General features: G+C 70.6%; 18 protein-coding genes. 6 read left to right on the forward strand and 12 right to left on the reverse strand.

Annotated features, from left to right (window positions below; genetic code table 11):
- Positions 1–676 (reverse strand): putative zinc-binding metallopeptidase (locus tag ON30_RS41610; protein ID WP_040714481.1); only part of this gene is annotated, 676 nt, incomplete at its 3' end.
- Between the two features lie 220 nt (positions 677–896).
- Positions 897–1,934, reverse strand: a complete 1,038-nt coding sequence (locus tag ON30_RS33835) for an aldo/keto reductase (RefSeq protein WP_040714482.1) — start codon at positions 1,932–1,934, stop codon at positions 897–899.
- A gap of 82 nt (positions 1,935–2,016) precedes the next feature.
- Here ON30_RS33835 and ON30_RS33840 point away from each other — a divergent pair, with 82 nt between their 5' ends.
- The 3 genes from ON30_RS33840 to ON30_RS33850 all read left to right on the forward strand — a co-directional run bounded on the left by ON30_RS33840 (position 2,017) and on the right by ON30_RS33850 (position 5,765).
- A complete protein-coding gene (locus tag ON30_RS33840; RefSeq protein WP_040714388.1) occupies positions 2,017–2,640 on the forward strand; it encodes a TetR/AcrR family transcriptional regulator in 624 nt (207 codons plus the stop codon).
- A gap of 125 nt (positions 2,641–2,765) precedes the next feature.
- Complete coding sequence (gene hrpB / locus ON30_RS33845) at positions 2,766–5,204, forward strand: ATP-dependent helicase HrpB (protein ID WP_040714389.1); 2,439 nt, start codon at positions 2,766–2,768, stop codon at positions 5,202–5,204.
- Between the two features lie 177 nt (positions 5,205–5,381).
- Positions 5,382–5,765: a TfoX/Sxy family protein gene (locus ON30_RS33850; protein ID WP_245554332.1), complete on the forward strand. Its 384-nt coding sequence runs from the start codon at positions 5,382–5,384 to the stop codon at positions 5,763–5,765.
- Positions 5,766–5,971: 206 nt separating this feature from the next.
- Here ON30_RS33850 and ON30_RS33855 read toward each other — a convergent pair whose 3' ends face one another.
- From ON30_RS33855 to ON30_RS33865, 3 genes are all read right to left on the reverse strand, one after another.
- A complete protein-coding gene (locus ON30_RS33855) occupies positions 5,972–6,433 on the reverse strand; it encodes a DUF8821 family protein (RefSeq protein WP_040714390.1) in 462 nt (153 codons plus the stop codon).
- A gap of 198 nt (positions 6,434–6,631) precedes the next feature.
- Positions 6,632–8,008 carry an alpha/beta hydrolase-fold protein gene (locus ON30_RS33860; protein WP_040714392.1) on the reverse strand — a complete coding sequence of 459 codons (1,377 nt, stop codon included), beginning with the start codon at positions 8,006–8,008 and terminating at the stop codon, positions 6,632–6,634.
- A 117-nt stretch (positions 8,009–8,125) separates the two neighbouring features.
- A complete protein-coding gene (locus ON30_RS33865) occupies positions 8,126–8,599 on the reverse strand; it encodes a hypothetical protein (protein ID WP_051030380.1) in 474 nt (157 codons plus the stop codon).
- 100 nt (positions 8,600–8,699) lie between these two features.
- Between ON30_RS33865 and ON30_RS33870 the strand changes: the two genes are divergently transcribed.
- Positions 8,700–9,176 carry a nitroreductase family deazaflavin-dependent oxidoreductase gene (locus ON30_RS33870; RefSeq protein ID WP_040714394.1) on the forward strand — a complete coding sequence of 159 codons (477 nt, stop codon included), beginning with the start codon at positions 8,700–8,702 and terminating at the stop codon, positions 9,174–9,176.
- A gap of 168 nt (positions 9,177–9,344) precedes the next feature.
- On the opposite strand, the gene ON30_RS33875 is transcribed toward ON30_RS33870, so the two are convergent.
- Positions 9,345–10,181, reverse strand: a complete 837-nt coding sequence (locus tag ON30_RS33875; RefSeq protein ID WP_040714395.1) for an alpha/beta fold hydrolase — start codon at positions 10,179–10,181, stop codon at positions 9,345–9,347.
- A 191-nt stretch (positions 10,182–10,372) separates the two neighbouring features.
- Positions 10,373–11,743, reverse strand: coding sequence for a glycosyltransferase (locus ON30_RS33880; RefSeq protein ID WP_218006337.1), 1,371 nt, complete (start codon positions 11,741–11,743; stop codon positions 10,373–10,375).
- Positions 11,744–11,815: 72 nt separating this feature from the next.
- Here ON30_RS33880 and ON30_RS33885 point away from each other — a divergent pair, with 72 nt between their 5' ends.
- Positions 11,816–12,457 (forward strand): TetR/AcrR family transcriptional regulator, encoded by a 642-nt coding sequence (locus ON30_RS33885; protein WP_040714399.1) that lies wholly within the window; start codon positions 11,816–11,818, stop codon positions 12,455–12,457.
- A 17-nt stretch (positions 12,458–12,474) separates the two neighbouring features.
- On the opposite strand, the gene ON30_RS33890 is transcribed toward ON30_RS33885, so the two are convergent.
- The 5 genes from ON30_RS33890 to ON30_RS39915 all read right to left on the reverse strand — a co-directional run bounded on the left by ON30_RS33890 (position 12,475) and on the right by ON30_RS39915 (position 16,304).
- The gene (locus ON30_RS33890; RefSeq protein WP_218006338.1) at positions 12,475–13,410 is read right to left on the reverse strand and encodes a carbohydrate kinase family protein; all 936 of its coding nucleotides are present in this window, start codon (positions 13,408–13,410) and stop codon (positions 12,475–12,477) included.
- 11 nt (positions 13,411–13,421) lie between these two features.
- A complete protein-coding gene (locus tag ON30_RS33895; RefSeq protein ID WP_040714402.1) occupies positions 13,422–14,111 on the reverse strand; it encodes a class II aldolase/adducin family protein in 690 nt (229 codons plus the stop codon).
- 62 nt (positions 14,112–14,173) lie between these two features.
- Complete coding sequence (locus ON30_RS33900; RefSeq protein ID WP_040714405.1) at positions 14,174–14,830, reverse strand: response regulator transcription factor; 657 nt, start codon at positions 14,828–14,830, stop codon at positions 14,174–14,176.
- A complete protein-coding gene (locus tag ON30_RS33905; protein WP_051030381.1) occupies positions 14,827–16,014 on the reverse strand; it encodes a sensor histidine kinase in 1,188 nt (395 codons plus the stop codon). Before ON30_RS33905 ends, ON30_RS33900 begins: the two co-directional genes overlap by 4 nt.
- A complete protein-coding gene (locus ON30_RS39915) occupies positions 16,005–16,304 on the reverse strand; it encodes a hypothetical protein (RefSeq protein WP_157184054.1) in 300 nt (99 codons plus the stop codon). The genes ON30_RS33905 and ON30_RS39915 overlap by 10 nt, the downstream gene beginning before the upstream one ends.
- Before the next feature lie 175 nt (positions 16,305–16,479).
- Between ON30_RS39915 and ON30_RS36810 the strand changes: the two genes are divergently transcribed.
- On the forward strand, positions 16,480–17,160 hold the full coding sequence (locus ON30_RS36810) for a hypothetical protein (RefSeq protein WP_051030382.1): 681 nt from the start codon (positions 16,480–16,482) through the stop codon (positions 17,158–17,160).
- Positions 17,161–17,553 lie beyond the last annotated feature (393 nt).

Raw genomic sequence — 17,553 nt, forward strand, 5'->3', positions numbered from 1 at the left:
ACGGTTCGTCCATCTCGACGCGGAGTTGTTCGCGGTGCGGGTCGTTGGCTTCGGCGAGGTCGAGGGTGATGACGCCGTTCTGGTGGCCGGTGAGTACTTGGTCGGTGGCGCTGGAGAGCAGGTCGAAGGCGAGGCCGAACCGCGGGTTCTCGTCACGGCCGGTGATGGGCAGGCCGAGTTCGGTGAGTTCGAGGATGAGGCGGCGTTTGGCGGCTTCGGCTTCGGCGAAGGCGTTCAGGCCCTCGGTGTCGTTGTCGTTGGGGCGGGTGCGGGTCAGGCGGCAGGACTCACACAGCACGGGGCCGTTGTCGGGCGCGGGCGGAGCCGCCTGCACGGTCGGAACCGCCGGCGGCGCGTCTTTTCTGGGGCGTCTGCGCAGTCGCCAGCGCCGTCTGGCCGGATCCTGCTTGTCGGTGTCGGTCCGTGCCGCGATCTCCTCGTCGGGAATCTGCACCAGCCAGTTGCAGCGCGCGACGTGCAGGTTGTCGCAGAGTCGGTAGCGGCGGCCGTCCACCATTCCGCTCAGGTGACCGGTGTCACCCGTCGGGGCGAAATCGGAGATCACCAGCAGTGTCCGCAAGGTGAGGCTGAAGCCCAGGGGGCTGGAACAGGACAGACAGACCGAGTTCTCGAACGACAACCGCTGTCCGCAGTTGGGGCAGGCGAAGTCACGCATGCGGATCACACTTCCGGGAAGAGCTACGTCGACGATGTCGACCGGTACGGATCGAACATGCCCACCCGAAGCCGCCGTACACCCCCGATCCGAACCCGCCGCCGCACAACGCTCTTCGCTGTGACCCCGACCACATCGGGTGTGGATCGGGATCGGATCGGGTGTGGCGGAATCACACCCTTCCGGTCCGGACGCGGCCGGACCGGAACGGCGCCCGCGCTCACGCCACCAGCGGCGGATCCAACCGGGCGAAATCGGGCAGCCGGTGGTAGGGATAGCGCGGGTAGGGCGGGACCGTCGCGCTCGCGGCGTCCAGTCGACGGAGCTGATCCGGCGTCAGCGCGACCTCCAGCGCGCCGAGGTTCTGTCGGAGTTGCCGTTCGTCGCGCGCGCCGACGATCACACTGGTCACGGTGGGGCGGGTGAGCAGCCACGCGAGCGCGATCTGCGGCACCGGGTGGCCGGTTTCGGCGGCGACCTCGTCGAGTGCGTCGACCACGCGGTAGAGCAGCTCCTCCTCGACCGGCGGGCCCGCGGCGGCGGTGCGGTGCAACCTGCTGCCGTCCGGGATCGGTGTGCCGCGCCGGATGCGACCGGTGAGTCGACCCCAGCCGAGCGGGCTCCAGACCAGCGCGCCGACGCCTTGATCGTGGCCGAGCGGCATGAGCTCCCACTCGTAGTCGCGGCCGACCAGCGAGTAGTAGACCTGGTGCGCGACAAAGCGGGTCAGGCCGTTGCGGTCGGCGGCGGCCAGCGATTTCATCAGCTGCCAGCCGGCGAAGTTGGACGCGCCGAGGTAGCGGATCTTGCCCGCCCGCACCAGATCGTCCAGCGCGGTGAGGGTTTCCTCGACGGGGGTGTGCGCGTCGAAGGCGTGCAGTTGGAACAGGTCGATGTGCTCGACGTCGAGTCGCCGCAGCGCCGCCTCCACCGCCCGCACCAGTCGCGCGCGTCCGCTGCCCGCGTCGGTGAGGTCGGGACCGGTGGGCAGACCGGCTTTGGTGGACAGCAGAACCTTGTCGCGGCGGCCGCGGAGGGCCGCGCCGAGTACTTCCTCGGAGGCGCCGTCGGAGTAGACGTCGGCGGTGTCGAAGAGGGTGACGCCCGCGTCCAGGCAGATGTCGACCAACCGTCGGGCCTGCGCGACATCGGTGTCGCCCCAGGCGCCGAAGAGTTCACCGCGCCCGCCGAAAGTGCCCGCGCCGAAGCCGAGCGCGGGCAGGACCAGACCGGACGCTCCGGTTCGCCGATACTCCATGACCACTCCTAAAGGGTCTATAGTTCCGTTAACAATCTCGACAGTACGCCCTTGTGTCGCTAAATGGAACTGGAGACCCGTTATGAGTTCGGAACCCGGTGCGGTCAGACCCGGCGGACGCACCGCCCGGGTGCGCGCGGCCGTCCTGCGCGCGGCCGGTGACCTGTTGGCCGAGAAGGGATTCGGCGCACTCGACCTCACCGAGGTCGCCGCCTGCGCCGGAGTCGGCAAGACCACGGTCTACCGGCGGTGGGGCACGCCGACCGCCGTCGTGACCGATCTGCTGACCGCCATGGCGGAGGACTCGGTCCCGCGCGCCGACACCGGCAGCCTGCGCGAAGACCTGCTCGCCAACGCGCGACTCGTACTCGACACGCTCACCGATGCCCGCCAGGGACGCCTGTTCCGCGCGGTCGTGGCGGCGGGGACCGCCGACCCGGCGACCGAGGCCGCGCTGCGCCGCTTCTACGACATCCGGTTGACCGAGTGGGCCCCGTGCGTCACCGACGGCATCGCCCGCCGCGAGGCCCCGGCGGGAACCGATCCGCGCGCCGTGCTCTCCGCGGTGTCCGCGCCGTTCTACTACCGTCTGCTGATCAGCGGGGACCCCTTGGACGACGCCGTCGCTGTAACCGCCGTCGACGCCGTGCTGGACGCCGTCGCCGCGAGCCGTTTCGTCGCGAACGCGCCGAGTACTTCCAGGTGACCGAACAATCTGTCGTCCCACCGCGGATCGCCTCGAGTCGACCGATCCAGAATTCGGCGAACGATCACCGCGTGGGCCGCGCCCGAGGAGGGGCACGGCGCGGCGAGGCGTCAGACTGGACGGTCATGGACCTGCCCGAACTCCCCGATCTGCCGATTCGCGGCGTGCTCGACGATGTCGTCGCGACGCTGGTCGAGCACGGGACGGCGGTGCTGGTCGCACCGCCGGGCACCGGGAAGACGACGCTCGTGCCGTTGGCGCTGGCCGCGGCCGTCGCGGGGCGTGTGGTCGTGGCGGAACCGCGCCGGTTGGCGGCGCGCGCGGCGGCCGGGCGGATGGCGGCCCTGCTCGGCGAGCGGGTGGGGGAGACCGTGGGCTATTCCGTGCGGGGTGATCGCCGCGTCGGGCGCGGCACCCGGATCGAAGTGGTGACCTCCGGGTTGCTGGTGCGACGGTTGCAGGACGATCCCGACCTCGCCGGCGTCGACGTAGTGCTGCTCGACGAATGCCACGAACGGCATCTGGACGCGGACCTGCTGTTGGCGCTGCTGCTGGATGCCCGCGCGGGGCTGCGCCCGGATCTGCGGGTGCTGGCCACCTCGGCGACCGTTGCGGCGGACCGACTGTCCGAACTGCTCGGCGTCGACCGACCCGCTCCGGTGCTGCGGGCGCAGGGCCGGACCCACCCGGTCCGCACGGCCCATCTCTCGCCGCTGCCCCGGGAGCGGATCGAAGCGCAGGTCGCGCGGGCCACCCGGATCGCGTTGGCCGACGCCGAGGGCGACGTCCTGGTGTTCCTGCCCGGAGCGGCGGAGATCCGCCGCACCGCGGCGTTGCTGGACGACCTGCCCGAGGTGGAGGTGGTCGTCCTGCACGGACGGTTGTCCGCGACCGGGCAGGACGCGGCGCTGCGCCCGGGCGCCCGGCGGCGGGTCGTGTTGTCCACGGCGGTGGCGGAGTCGAGTTTGACGGTGCCCGGTGTTCGCGCGGTGGTGGATTCCGGGTTGGCGCGCGTGCCGCGGATCGATCGGGCGCGCGGACTGTCCGGTCTGGCGACGGTCCGGGTCTCGGCGGCGGTCGCGGATCAACGCGCCGGGCGCGCGGGCCGCGAGGGGCCGGGCTGGGTGTGGCGGTGCTGGCCGGATTACGAGCACGCGACCCTGCCCGCCTACCCCGAACCGGAGATCCGCACCGCGGACCTGACCGGTCTGACCTTGGAACTGGCGTGCTGGGGCACCACCGACGGCCACGGCCTGAGCTGGTGGGACGCGCCCCCATCGGGCGGACTGCACGCAGGCCGAGATGTACTGACGGCCTTGGGCGCGCTCGACGGCGCGGGAGCGGTGACCGACCGCGGTCGACGGATCGCGCGGATCGGCCTGCATCCGCGACTGGCGCGCGCCCTGCTCGACGGGGCGACAGTGGTGGGCGCGCGGGCCGCCGCCGAAGTCGTGACACTGCTGGACGACGACAGCTACCTCTCGGGCATCGATCTCGTCGCGGGTCTGCGCACGCTGCGGCGGGATCCGCCCGCGCGCTGGCGACGCGAAGTCGACCGGCTGACCCGCCTGGTCGACGGACCGGCGGGCGAGGACGACCCGGCACACGTTGTGGCGCTGGCGTATCCGGAACGGTTGGCGCGTCGGCGCACTGCCGGCTCGTCGAGTTATCTCATGGCGGGCGGCGCCGCCGTGACCGTGCCGAACGGCGCGGGCTTCGGGGAGGCCGAATGGCTCGCGGTGGGCGTGGCGACCCGGGACCCCGGACGCGCGGAAGGCGTCGTGCGCTCGGCCGCGGTCGCGGACGAGGGAGTGGCCCGGCGGGCGGCGGCGAATCTGCTCAGCGACGCCGAGGAGATCGAGTGGGTCGACGGTGACGTGGTGGCCCGGCGCGTGGAACGACTCGGCGCGATCCTCCTGTCGGAGCGTCCCCTTCGCGATCCGGATCGCCGCCGACTCACCGCCGCCATCCTGGGCGGCCTGCGCGCGTCGGGTCCGGCGCTGCTGTCCTGGACCGCCGAGGCCACCGCGCTGCGGCAGCGCCTGGATTTCCTGCACCGCACGCTCGGCGAACCCTGGCCGCCGGTCGATGACGATTCGCTCTCGGCCGCCGCCGAGGTCTGGCTAGGCCCGGAACTGGCCACCGCGCGCCGCCGCGCGGATCTGCGCCGCGTCGACCTCGGCCAGGCGCTGCGCCGACTGCTGCCCTGGCCCGAAGCCGCGCGCATGGACGAACTCGCGCCCGAACGCCTGGAAGTGCCCTCCGGGAGTCATCCGCGCGTCGACTACTCCGTCGACCCGCCCGTGCTGGCGGTCAAGGTGCAGGAGGTGTTCGGGTGGACCGACGCACCGCGACTCGGCGCGGGACGCGTCCCCCTCGTCCTGCACCTGCTCTCCCCGGCCCAGCGCCCGATCGCGGTCACCTCCGACCTGGCCTCTTTCTGGCGGACGGGCTGGCCCCAGGTCCGCGCCGAACTCCGGGGCCGCTACCCGAAACACGCCTGGCCCGAGGACCCCGCCTCGATGCCCGCCCACCGCGGCGCCGCGCGCAACGTCCGTCGATGAACCCGGTCGGACGCGCGGCGGGCTCGCGTGCGGAATCTGTCGGTCGTTGCTGGGACGATCGAAGTTCGTCGCTGTGGTTCTCCATCACCGGCGGCGACCCTCGACCGGAAGGAGCGCCGATGACACCGACTCTCGCTCTCGAGATCGAACCGCCCGCCCGCCGCGCACCCACGCACGGTGGCACGCCGTCCGGGCGAGGGCACCATGCCTAGCGGCAGCGCGGCGGCGAACGCCCGAACCGACCTCATCGAACGCCTCCGCGCCGCCCTGGCCGATCAGCCGACCCTGCGCGAAGTGTCGATGTTCGGCGGCCGAGCCTTCATGGTGAACGACAAGATGGTGGCCTGCGTGCGCAAACAAGGCGACCTGCTGGTCCGCGTCGCCGCCGACCGCCACGAAGAACTACTCCGGGAGAGCGGAGCCACGTGGGCCGAGATGAAACCGGACCGCCGGATGGCCGCCGGATGGCTCTCGATCACCGCCACCACCCTCACCGACGACGACGCCCTGTCCTTCTGGCTCACCGCCGCCCTCACCCACAACCGCACCGTCACCGAATGACGCACTCGTCGCAGCAGCGGCCGCCTGGTCGACCGGTCCGGAGTCCGAGCCGCTATCCATCGGCGAGCGGTGAGAAACCTTGACCGACAGTGGTTTCCAGGAGGGCCACCGCGTGGCCTCTCGACGCGACTCGCCGCCGTTCTCGGTGGGGATTGTCTCGGTGCGGGTGGCCCGCCCAGGGTGAGCCGGCGTAATGCCGCCCGGTCTCAGTGCTCGTTCTTGATGACGAAATAGGACCCGCGGATGATCCCGGCCAGTTTCGACTTCTGTCGGGCGAACTTGAACGAGGACAGTTCTTCGGGAACGTCCATTCCTTCGGCGAGTTTGAACCCGACCGCCCGCTTGTCGCTGCCGTCGATCGAGTACATGACGTTGATCGCCAAGCCGCTCCGGTAGAACACGTAGGCGAAGTGGATGCCGTCCACCTCGAAGTCCGATGTCTCCAGCGGTGGGGAGGCGATGACGATGCCGCGTTCGTCTTCGAGAATGCCGCTGACCCAGTCGACGGTCGGTTCGGTCTCGCTCGCCGGTCGCACCGTGAATTCGTGGCTGTACTTGTTCTTGAAATATCGGGCCTCGTTGGCTCGCAGACCGGCGAGCGCGTCCGCGACCGGCGACGATTCCAGACCGGCGGTCGATACGGTGGTGAAGTCCACTGGGTGGGGCATGGCGCACTCCTCGGCGAGATATGTCCGTCCGAATTCCGGTCATCGGTCACGCGAAAGGACGGCGAAGCCGACCGACCGGAACTCTACAGCGCGATCGACTCGAATCCGCCGACCGCGCCGACCCGGACGGGTCGCACGAGCCGGAATCGCCGTTCGGGCGGTGGTGCGGTTAAGGCCGACACCCGAACGGCGTCCGGGTCACGGCTGCGGTGCGGTGCTCATCAAGGAGGCCGGGGCCGCGGGGCGCAGTCGAGCGATGATGCCGTCGAGATCCAGAATGAACTTGTCGGGGCGGAAGGTGTGACCGCCGGGCGATTCATACCATTCGTGCGGAATGCCCGCGTCGCGCAGTCGCGCCCGGAATTCCCGCTGACCCGCGAGCACCTGGGTCTCGTTCACGCTGTCGAACCAGTTGAGCGGGTCCGGGCTGGTGCCCGCGGACAGGAAGATCCGCTTGTTGCGGTAGCTCTCGATCCTTTCGATCGGATTGTCGGCGCTGACCCTGGCCTGGTTCCAGAACGGGACGCCGTAGATCGTGCCGCCCGCCAGATCCAAGGCGGCCGAGGACAGGTTCGCCCAATGGGTGACCAGACCGAAATCGCGCCGCAGACTCGCCGGGCCGGAATGGCTGCTGACCGAGGCGAACAGACTGGAATACTTTGCCGCGTATTTCAGCGCGCCGAAGCCGCCCATGGAGAATCCGGCGGCAGCGCGCCCGTCGTAATCGGTGTAGGTGCGGAAATTCGCTTCGATCCAAGGGATCAGTTGGGCGATGTGGAAGGTCTCCCAGTTGCGCGGGCCGACGAACGAGGTGACCGGGTTGGAGTACCAGCCCGCGTGTCCGCCGTCGGGCATCACGATGATGATCGGTTTCCCGGCGGTCAGGTCGCGGATTCCCAGTTGGTCGAAGGTGCGGAAGTCCTGGTCGCTGCCGCCGCCGTGGAACAGATAGACGACGGGATAGGTGTCGGCGCTGGTGCGGTAGTCCTCGGGCAGCAGGACGTTGACTCCCGGATTCCAGCCCACCGCCGAGGTGTGGAATCGGTAGTACCACAGGCGTGGGTCGTTCTCGTCGCGGTCCACGATCGAGAGCCCGAATCCGTCGCTGCGCCCGACGAAGATCGCCAGCACATGGCCCGCGTCGAGGTGATCGGGGTCGGTGAGGCCGTTGGCGGCGGCGATCAGCGGCGCGAACGCGGCATCGCCGTAGAAACGAATCGCTATCTGCGACAAAGTGTCTCCCGCGCGGACCGAATACCGCAGCAGATCGGGGATGATCAGTTGTCGGCCGGTGTCGAGGTGGTCGGGGTCGGTGAGGTCGTTGGCGGCGGCGATCACCGGTGCGAGATCGGCGTCGTCGTAGAAATGAAGGGCGATCTGCGACAGCGTGTCTCCCGCGACGACGTCGTACCGGGCGTAGTCGGGAACGATCAGTCTGCGGCCCGCCTCGAGCTGGGCGGTTGCGGCGATGCCACTCGCGGCGGCGATCAGCGTTCGTAATTCGGCCTCTCCGTAGAAGCGCAGCGCCAACATCGGCAGTGTCTCCCCGGTGACCACGGTATGTGTTCTGACCATTCGACTCACCCCTTTGATAGCAGTTCGCTCTAGTGTGCGATGCTGGGGATTCGCTGTCCAGTACTTCTTTCGGCGCGAAACCGGGGCGAAAGTTGTTGCAGCGTAGAGCGTTTTCGGTCAGTCGGAGCGAGCCGACCGGTCGGGTCGGGACGGGTCCGTCGGATCGGTGATGGTGCCGACCGGGTCGATGGTGGGGGTGAGGGTGACCAGGTAGGTCTCGGTGGGTTCGGTGACCTCCATGCCCGCCTCGGCGGAGTCGCGGCCGCGCGCGTGGACTCGCACCCGGTAGTGCCCGGACGGGATCGGTGAGAAGTCGGCGGGCGCCTCGCCGTCGAGGGTGATCACCCGCAGGTCGTGGCGGGAGTCGATGACGGTCTCCTCGACCTGCTCCCAGCCGTCGAGCGGGGGTGGGGTGGTGGTGATCGCCACGGTCAGCGTGACCGGACCGTAGGCGATTCCGGTGAGCACCGTCACGAAGCCGGGCCCGGTCCAGATCAGGTTTCCCTCCGCGGCGATGTCGGTGGTGTCGACCGTGGTGGCGGCGAGCAGGAACTGGTGGTGATCGACGTGGACGGCCCCGGTCTCGGTCACGGCTGCGCTCCTCGTCTGCTGCGCCGTCGGTCCGGCGTGGCGCGCGGTCGACGGGACTGATCGGTGCGTCACGGTAGCAGCAGCGTGCGAGGATCGGGAGATGCTGTCCAACCCTCTACCGCAGGTGGCCCGTTGGCTCGGTGGGCAGCCGTGGGTCATGCGTTCGGCTCCCGTCGTCGTCCCCACCGAGCGCGTGCTGCGCCGGATCACCGGCGGCAGGGTGGGCGTCCTCGACATCGCCGGAGTGCCGTCGCTGCGCCTGACCGTCGCGGGCCGCAAGACCGGAGTGCCGCGCGAGACCTCCCTGCTGTACGTGCCGCGCGGCGAGGACATCCTGCTGATCGGCTCGAACTGGGGCAGTCCCCGGCATCCGGTGTGGTCGACCAATCTGCGGGCCGCCGACCGCGCACTGGTGCGCGTGCGCGGCGAGACCTTCCCCGTGCAGGTGACCGAACTGGTCGGCGAGGACCGCGACCACGCCTGGGCGCACGCGGTCCGATCCTGGCCCGGCTACCGGATGGAATCCCGCCTGGCAGGCGGACGCGTCTTCCGAATCTTCGAACTGCGCCGCCGGTGAGCCGCCTCGGCCCCGGCCCGCGGGAGCGCTGACTCTCGTTCGATGGAAGGAACGCGGCTTCGCCTGAGTCACGGGGTGATGTCGTACCAACCGGCTTACGCCGGCGCGGTGGGGACAGAACCGTGCGGGCACACCCAGCGCCCGCACCGGGCTCACGACGGGACCGGCTCAGGACCCGATGTGACTGTCGAGGAAGACGAGCAGGTCCTTGTTCAACTCCTCTTTGTGGGTGTCGGTGATGCCGTGCGGCGCGCCGGGATACACCGTCAACCGGGCGTCGGCGATCCGTGCCGCCGACGCCTTGCCGCCGACTTCGAACGGCACCACCTGGTCGTCGTCGCCGTGCACGATCAGCGTCGGCACGTCGAAAGCGTCCAGGTCGTCGCGGAAATCGGTGGCCGAGAACGCCGCGATGCATTCGTAGGCGTTGTGCGCGCCGGATTGCAGGCCCTGGCGCCAGAACGCGTCGCGCATCCCCTGCGACGGGTGCTGATCGGGCCGGTTGTTGCCGAAGAACGGCCCGTCCGCGAGGTCGCGGTAGGTCTGCGACCGGTCCGCGAGCGAGGCCGCGCGGATCCCGTCGAACACCTCCACCGGCACACCGCCCGGGTTGTCCTCGGTCCGCAGCATGAACGGCGGGACGGCCGAGACCAGGACGATCTGCGCCACGCGGTCGGTGCCGTGCCTGCCCACGTAGCGGGCGACCTCGCCGCCGCCGGTGGAGAACCCGATCAACGTGATCTCGCGCAGATCCAGGTGTTCGATCAGGCCGGCGAGGTCGTCGGCGTAGGTGTTCATCTCGTTGCCCGACCAGGTCTGCGACGAGCGTCCGTGCCCGCGCCGGTCGTGGGCGACGACGCGATACCCGTGGGTCGCCAGGAACTGTTGCTGGGCCTCCCAACTGTCCGAGCTCAGCGGCCACCCGTGGCTCAGCACGACCGGGCGACCGGCGCCCCAGTCCTTGTAGTAGATGTCGGTGCCGTCGAAGGTGGTGTGGAAGGGCATGGTGGCTCCTCGCGCGGTGCTCGGTGACGGTCGGTCCGTCACCGAGCACGCTAGGAGCGCGATCGGCCCGCGAACTGTGTCCTGGTGCACGGTTCTGTTCTCTGCGAGCACCGCGTCACGGGGGAGTGAGGCCCTGTTCGGCCGGTGGTCTCGCCTCCGGCAGATACGAGCCGGTTCACGTTCGACGGCGTTCAGACTTCCACGTCGACGTCCCCGGCGGACGGTGGCGCGGATCGGGTTCCGGTGGCGGCGATTTCGGCGGCGACGGTGTCGATGAGTTCGTCGACGCCGCGGGCGGCGCGGATCTGGACGGCGAGCGCGGCGGCGGCGTCGCGGTAGCGAGGGGCGGCGAGGATCTTGCGCACGGCGCGGCGCACGGCGGCGGGCGCGGGACTGCCGGTGCGCAGGTTGATCCCGGTGCCCGACCACGCGACCCGGGCGGCTACTTCGGGTTTGTCCTCGGTGTCGCCGGCGATCACGATCGGGACGCCGTGGGCGAGGGCGTAGTGCACGCCGCCGTAGCCGCCGTTGGTGACCAGCACGTCGAGTCGGGGGAACAGGCGGTCGTAGGGCAGGAATTCGGCGGCGCGCGCGTTGGCGGGCAGCGTGCCGAGGTGATCGATCGGCCTGCCGCCGGTGGTGACGATGACGAGGACGTCCTCCTCGGCGAGCGCGTCGAGGGTGGGCCGGACGAGTTCGTCGAAATCCCGGTTGGCGATGGTGCCCTGGGTGACCAGCACCGCCGGTCGGTCGGTGTCGAGTTCGTCCCACCAGGGCGGGACGGCGGAGTCGGAGGAGGCGATGATCGGCCCGGCGAAACGCAGCGGGAGCGGGAGATCGGGTCGGGGATATTCGAATCCGGGAACCGACAGTTGGATGATCGCCTCGGCGGTGCTGATCCAGTTGACGACGAAGGCGGGGGAATCGCGGTGGTGCACGGCGCGGTGCAGTGCGTCGAGTTGGGCTTGGACGGGGGCGAAGACCACTTTCTCGACCACCGCGCGCAGGAGGGTGTTGCGCACGCGATTGAGGGGGCCGCGCCACGGGCGCATGCCCAGTCCGAACGGCGGCGCCGCCGAGGAGCTCAACATCAGGGGCAGCATGCCCGCGACTATCACCGGCGGACGGGTGTCGCGCGGGTGGCCGCCGAGGAACATCGCGCCGACGAAGGTCGGGTCCACGAGGACGACATCGGGTCGCTGGTCCGGGTCGCTGGTCTGTGCCAGCAGCGCCTCGTATTGGGCGCGGGCGGGGACGAGGAAGATTCGCGCGACATCCCCGCGCAGGGCGGCGATGCCCGTGGGGTGGTCGGTGCCCGCTTCGGGGGCCATCAGTCGGTCGTCGAAGTCGGCTTCGGCGGGCAGCGAGAGGAATTCGCTGCCGGTCCGGGTGACGGCCTCGGCGAATCGCGCTCCGGTCAGGATTCGGACGTGGTCGCCGCGCCGGACGAGTTCGGCGGCGATGCCGAGCAGCGGTGTGATGTGGCCGTGGATGGGGACGCAGGCGATGAGATAGCGGGGCATGGTCGGCCTTCGTTCTTCATTCGAGATGTCGGAAGTCATCGGTACATGCTGGTGTTCACCAGTACGCTATACCGGTCAATGTGTCGAAGAAAGTCGAAGGGAGAGGTGCCCGTGTCCGGCTATGTCTCACCGCTGCGGGCCCGGCAGGCCGCGCAGACCCGCCGGGCCGTGATCGACGCCGCCGCCGAACTGTTCGCCGCGCAGGGCTACGGGCGCACCTCGCTGCGGCAGATCGCCGCCGTGGCGGGGGTATCGCTGGAAACCGTGCAGGCGCAGGGGCGTAAGCGCAGTCTGCTGGCCTCGGCCGTGCGGATCAGCAGTTTCGGCCGCGACGTCGACGAGTCGGTGCTGGCGGCTCCCGAAGCGGCCGCGCTGCAAGCGGCTTCGACGCCGGAGCAGTTCGCGGTCGCGGCGGCGCGACTGCTGGCGGGTTTGGCCTCGCGCACGGCGGGGGTGTGGCGCGCGTTCGTCTCGGCGGCGGCCGACGACCCGGAAGTCGACGCCGAACTGTCGCAGGTCGACGCGATGATCCGGGCCAATGTCGCGGGGGCCGTGCAGGTGATCTCCGACCGTGGTTGGCTGCGCACGGATATCGACACCGACGAGCTCACCACGAACCTGTGGCTGCTGGTCTCCAACGACAACTACGACAAGCTCACCCGCCGCCTCGGCTGGAACACCCGCACCTACGAGCGGTGGCTGACCCGCGCGATCACCGACCTGCTGTTCCGTCCCGCCCCCGAGAAGCCCTGAGCCCCCGCGGGGCGGGGTCAGTTCGTCAGGGTGAAGGTTGTCGCGAGTGTCGGGGTGGTGGCGGCGAATTCGTCTACGGCGGCGAGGTCGAAGTCGCCGTGGTCGCTGCCCAGGCCGCCCGCGACCAATGCCGCGGTGGCGCAACCCAGTACGGCCGCCCGGCGCGGATCACGACCGGCGGCGACGCCGACCAGGAATCCGGCGGAGAAGGCGTCGCCGCATCCGGTGGTGTCGACCACCGAGGCGGCGAACGCGGGGACGTGGATGAGCTCGTCGCCCCGCGCGAGCAGGACGCCGTCGCCGCCCATGGTCGCGGCGACCAGGCCCGCGCCGAGGTCGAGCAGCGCGCGGCAGGCGGCGGCGGGATCGTCCAGTGAGGTGAATCCCGTGACCTGTTCGAGGTTGGGCAGCAGGTAATCGGTGTGGGCCAGTGCCGGTGCGATGAGATCGGTCGTGCCCAGTTCGCCGGGCGCGATCAGGTCCACGGAGGTGGTGAGTCCGAGTTCCTTGGCGCGGCGCAGGATTTCGCCGGCGTTGTCCGGGCCGAGCAGTTCCGGTGCGCCGAGGTGCAGGTGATCCGCCTCGGCAAGGACGTCCCACACGACGTCGGAGGGAGTGAACGCGGTGTTGGCGCCGAGCAGGTGCAGGCTCGGGCGGTCGCCGTTGGGGCGGATCGGCAGGATCGAGGCCGAGGTCGGGGCGTTCGCGGTGCGCACGATCATGCCGGTGTCGATGCCCGCGCGGGTCAGCAGGGTGACGAGCATGTCGCCGGTGGCGTCGTCGCCGACGGCGCCCGCGCTGGACACGGTCGCGCCGAGTTTGGCGAGGCTGAGCGCGGTACCCGCGGCGGTGCCCGCCGCGGTGATGCGGATCTGCTGCACCAGGGCGGTGGCCTGGCCCGGGGGAATGGCTTCGACCGGGTGCACGAGGACGTCCAGAATGTGCGCTCCCATGGTGACGACCTTCACTGCTGCTCCTGTTCCACGGGGTTGCCGGTCTCGGCGGGACGGGTCGTGCCGTAGCCGCGGGTCAACGCGGCCCGGATCACGGCGGCTTGCTGTTCGTCGTCGAGCAGGCGCGGGCCACCCAGGATCCGGGCGTCGAGGAAGACCGCGCACGCCCACTCCAGCAACAGGGCGTTGTCGACGGCCTTGGCCAGGGACGCGCCGATCGTCACCGCGCCGTGGTTGGCCAGCAGCGCGGCCTGCTTGCCGCGCAGCGCACGCACGGTCGACTCGGCCAGTTCGGGGGTGCCGAACGGGTGGAACGGCACGACCGGGGTGTCGCCGCCGAGCAGCAGTTGCTGGTAGTGGAAGACGGGCAGAACGGTCTCGGCGCACGCGACCGCGGTGGATTTCGGCGCGTGCGTGTGCACGAGGGCGCCGATGTCGAGATCGCGGTAGCACCGGAGGTGCAGATCCAGTTCGGAGGTGGGTGCGAGGGCTCCGCCGACCTGGGTTCCGTCCAGGGTGAGCACGCACAGATCGTCGGCCTCGATATCGCCGAGGTCCGCGCCGGTGGGGGTGATCACCACGTGGTCGCCGGATCGGCTGCTCACATTGCCCGCGGTGCCGATGAGCAGGCCCCGCGCGGCCAGCATGCGACAGATCTCGGCCAGTTCTCGGCGTAGGTCGGGCAGCGGCGTCGCGGTCATTGCGGACAGCATAGGTCGGAGCGGGCGAGGACGGGGTTGGTCCGGCGTGCGCGGTGCGGGTCTCAGCCCCGGTGCATCAGACCGGACCGGTAGGCGAGCACCACGGCCTGGGTGCGGTCGCGTGATCCCGTCTTGGTGACGATGTGGGCGACGTGGGTGCGCGTGGTGGCCGGGCTGATGAACAACCGGTCGCTGATCTCGCCGTTGGAGTGACCGAGGGCCATCAGGGTCAGCACCTCGCGTTCGCGGGTCGTCAACGCCGCCAGGGCCGTCGGCGCGGTGAGCGCGCGCGGGCCGGTGCGCCGCAACGCCGCCAGCACGCCGCCGATGACGGCGGGGTCGAGCCAGCCCTGTCCCGCCGCGCAGTGCCGGATGGCCTCGGCGAGCACGGCGGGCGCGGCGTGTTTGAGCAGGAATCCGCTGGCCCCGGCCGCGAGCGCCTGCTGGACGGCGTCCTCGTCGTTGAACGTGGTGAGAACGAGAACCGTGGGCGGATCGACGGTTCCGGTGATCGCGCGGGTCGCGGCGATCCCGTCCACGACGGGCATCCGCAGGTCCATCACCACCACGTCGGGCCGCAATGCCGCCGCTCGTTCGATCGCCTCCGCGCCGTCGCCGACCTCGCCGACCACGGCGATGTCGGTGGTGGCGCCGAGCAGCATGACGCATCCGGCGCGCACGAGCGCTTCGTCTTCGGCGATGAGTACGGTGATCGTCATCGTGGGCTGTCTCCTGCGGCGATGCCGCGACCGGTCAGCGGCAGTTCGGTGTGGACGCGCCACCCGGCGTCCGCGGGACCGGATTCCATGTGCCCGCCCACCTCCCGCACCCGCTCGCGCAGGCCGCGCAGTCCGTGTCCGGAGGACAGTCCGCCCGCGGTGGGGCCGCGTCCGCCACCGCTGGTGATCGTGACGGTCACGGTGTCCGGGCGCCAGGTGATCGCGATGCGGGCGTCCGCGCCGCGTCCGGCGTGTTTGGTGATGTTGGTCAGCGATTCCTGCACGATGCGGTAGGCCGTGAGGTCGATATCGGGCGCCATCGCGCTCGGCGGGTCGCCGGTGACGGTCAGGTGCACGGTGATCCCGCCCGCGCGGGTCAGCGCGATCAGTTCCTCGATGGCGTCCAGACGTCGCGGAGCGTGGGTGTCGGGGGAGCGCAGCAGGCCGAGCAGGGTGTGCAGTTCGGCGATGGCCCGCGCGCCCGCCTGCTCGATCGCCTCCAGCGCCCGGTCGGCGTGCGGATCGGCGCCGGTGCCCGCCGCGCGGGCGGCGCCCGCGTAGAGCACCATGCCCGCGACGGTGCCGGAGACGCTGTCGTGCAGTTCGCGAGCGAGGTGCCTGCGCTGGGCGGCCAAGGCGCGTTCGGCGTCGGCGGCCATGCGCCGACGGTCGGCCAGCGCTTGGCGATCACGGTGGTGGACCAGTCGGCCGATGCCCCAGACCACCGTCAGCAGCATCGCCCAGATCGTCGCCGCGACGAGGAACTGCCGCACATCCTGCGCGCCCGGGGTCGCCAGGGCGGAGTGGTAGCTGAACAGTCCGAGCGAGAGCGCGGTGAGCGGCAGGATGCGGGTGGCGACCGAGAAGGGCGTGCGCGCCGCCACGGTGTAGGCGGCGACCAGCAGGTAGGCGAACGGGAAGTAGGCGGGGATCAGGAAGTTGACGCCCGTGTAGACCCATTGCGCGGTCCACACCGCGACCGGATGGCGGTGCCGCAGCAGCAGAACGGCGCCACAGCCGAGGGCGAGGACGGGCACGACCCAGATCGGCAGCGTCCCAACGACGCTCAGATCGCGGTCGCCGGCCCAGAACACCAGATCCACCGCGGCCGCCGCCGCGACCACCGCGATCGCCGCGAGGCGACCGCCCCGCGTCCGCCTCGTGCGGTGCTCGCCTATCCCCATCCGAACACGATGCGGAACCAGTGGATGGGGTTGCCGATGAAGGTCGGTCCGCTCGCGAGGGGGGCGACGGTGCGCCCCGGCGGCGTCGCGTCGAGGACGGCGCGCAGGGCCGCCACGACTTCCTCGCGGGTGGGTTCGGGTCGCGGTTCGCCCACGAACACCGGCGGCGCGGTCGACGCGGTCGCCAAGTCGAGCAGCACCAGATCCGGGGCCTCGGTGACGACGCGGATTCTCGCGACGTCGATCACCTCGCCGAGCGCGGCACGAGTGTGGCAGCGGAAGCGCTGCACCGCCGCGTGTTTCGAGGCGGGATACGACGAAACGACGAGTCGATCGTCACCGCGCGGTAGTTCGAGGACACCGCCGCACGACGATTCGGAAACGGCGCGGCCCCGGCCATTCTGGAGCCCGTCGGACCGGTGACCGCGAAGGATCGCCGGCCACGCTCCGGAAAGGACCACCGTCATGAATCGCACTCGCGCACTGCCGATCGCGCTGGGCATCGCCGCCGCGGCCGCCTTCGGCCTGCTGCCCGCCCAGGCGACCGCACTGCCCTACGGCCCGTACACCTGTCAGCAAGGATTCGTCTGGCGCGAGGCCTACAACGGCGACGCCGTGTGCGTGACGCCGGGCGACCGGGACACCGCGCGCACCGAGAACGCCCTGGCGGCCTCGCGGCGCGAACCCAACGGCGGCGCTTACGGACCCGACACCTGCAAACAGGGATTCGTCTGGCGCGAGGCGCGGCCCGCCGACCACGTCTGCGTGCCGCCCGACCGGCGCGATCGCGCACGGGCCCAGAACAGCGAAGGCGTCCTGCGCCTGGCCGACGCCACGCAACTGCCCGCGGGCAACGTGGGTATCCGGACCGAGAAGCACCAACTCGGCGGGTGGATCTTCCTCAACGGCGGCAGTGGGCTGACCCCCGACGCCCGCATCGAGTTCCGGGCCGCGGGCCTCAACGCCAACGGGTACTGGCTGGGCGCGAGGCAGTCCGACGGCAGCGGCCGGTTGCCGCGGGAGACCGCGGCCCTGGCGGACGTGCGGTGCCAGTTGCCGCGCGACCGGGCCGCGACGGTCGTGGCGGTCGACACGCGCACCGGTATCGCGACCTCGGCGGGCACCACCTACGCGTTCAGTTGCTGACCCGTTCACGGCGAGGACGTCACGGCCCGCGGAATCCCGCCGCGGGCCGTTCGACGGGTGCGGGGTTCCCGGTCCGAGATCGCCGGCTGGTTCGCCCGGAGCGCGCGGCGGCGGTGCGTCACAGGGATCGGGGGTGCGGCGTCCATCGCTGACCGACGTTCCGCGCGGATTCCACGGTGAGGTTTTCATCCGGAGTGAGTCGGTCACAAACCTCGCAAGTCGAATACTCCGCGAGAAATGAAACGGGCTGAATCCTGCGTTCCAATTCTTCGCCTCTGTTGTTCGATAATTCGCCATTCAGCAGAGACCTGTGTGGCGCGCAAACGGTGGATGCCCCGAGAATTCGGGGGGCTTCGGACCATCGGTACGCCCGTCCTATCGGAGGTCGAACAG

This window comes from Nocardia takedensis NBRC 100417, from assembly GCF_000308695.1.
Lineage (GTDB): Bacteria > Actinomycetota > Actinomycetes > Mycobacteriales > Mycobacteriaceae > Nocardia > Nocardia takedensis.

What these genes read in the sequence shown, in the direction of transcription:
- ON30_RS33870 (WP_040714394.1), top strand. Translation starts at nt 8,700, where the DNA reads ATGCTGTCCAACCCTCTACCGCAGGTGGCCCGTTGGCTCGGTGGGCAG.
- ON30_RS33895 (WP_040714402.1), bottom strand. Translation starts at nt 14,111, where the DNA reads ATGACCGCGACGCCGCTGCCCGACCTACGCCGAGAACTGGCCGAGATC.
- ON30_RS36810 (WP_051030382.1), top strand. Translation starts at nt 16,480, where the DNA reads ATGAATCGCACTCGCGCACTGCCGATCGCGCTGGGCATCGCCGCCGCG.
- ON30_RS33900 (WP_040714405.1), bottom strand. Translation starts at nt 14,830, where the DNA reads ATGACGATCACCGTACTCATCGCCGAAGACGAAGCGCTCGTGCGCGCC.
- ON30_RS33860 (WP_040714392.1), bottom strand. Translation starts at nt 8,008, where the DNA reads ATGGTCAGAACACATACCGTGGTCACCGGGGAGACACTGCCGATGTTG.
- ON30_RS33855 (WP_040714390.1), bottom strand. Translation starts at nt 6,433, where the DNA reads ATGCCCCACCCAGTGGACTTCACCACCGTATCGACCGCCGGTCTGGAA.
- ON30_RS33840 (WP_040714388.1), top strand. Translation starts at nt 2,017, where the DNA reads ATGAGTTCGGAACCCGGTGCGGTCAGACCCGGCGGACGCACCGCCCGG.
- ON30_RS33835 (WP_040714482.1), bottom strand. Translation starts at nt 1,934, where the DNA reads ATGGAGTATCGGCGAACCGGAGCGTCCGGTCTGGTCCTGCCCGCGCTC.
- ON30_RS33905 (WP_051030381.1), bottom strand. Translation starts at nt 16,014, where the DNA reads ATGGGGATAGGCGAGCACCGCACGAGGCGGACGCGGGGCGGTCGCCTC.
- ON30_RS33890 (WP_218006338.1), bottom strand. Translation starts at nt 13,410, where the DNA reads ATGGGAGCGCACATTCTGGACGTCCTCGTGCACCCGGTCGAAGCCATT.
- ON30_RS33880 (WP_218006337.1), bottom strand. Translation starts at nt 11,743, where the DNA reads ATGACTTCCGACATCTCGAATGAAGAACGAAGGCCGACCATGCCCCGC.
- hrpB (WP_040714389.1), top strand. Translation starts at nt 2,766, where the DNA reads ATGGACCTGCCCGAACTCCCCGATCTGCCGATTCGCGGCGTGCTCGAC.
- ON30_RS33875 (WP_040714395.1), bottom strand. Translation starts at nt 10,181, where the DNA reads ATGCCCTTCCACACCACCTTCGACGGCACCGACATCTACTACAAGGAC.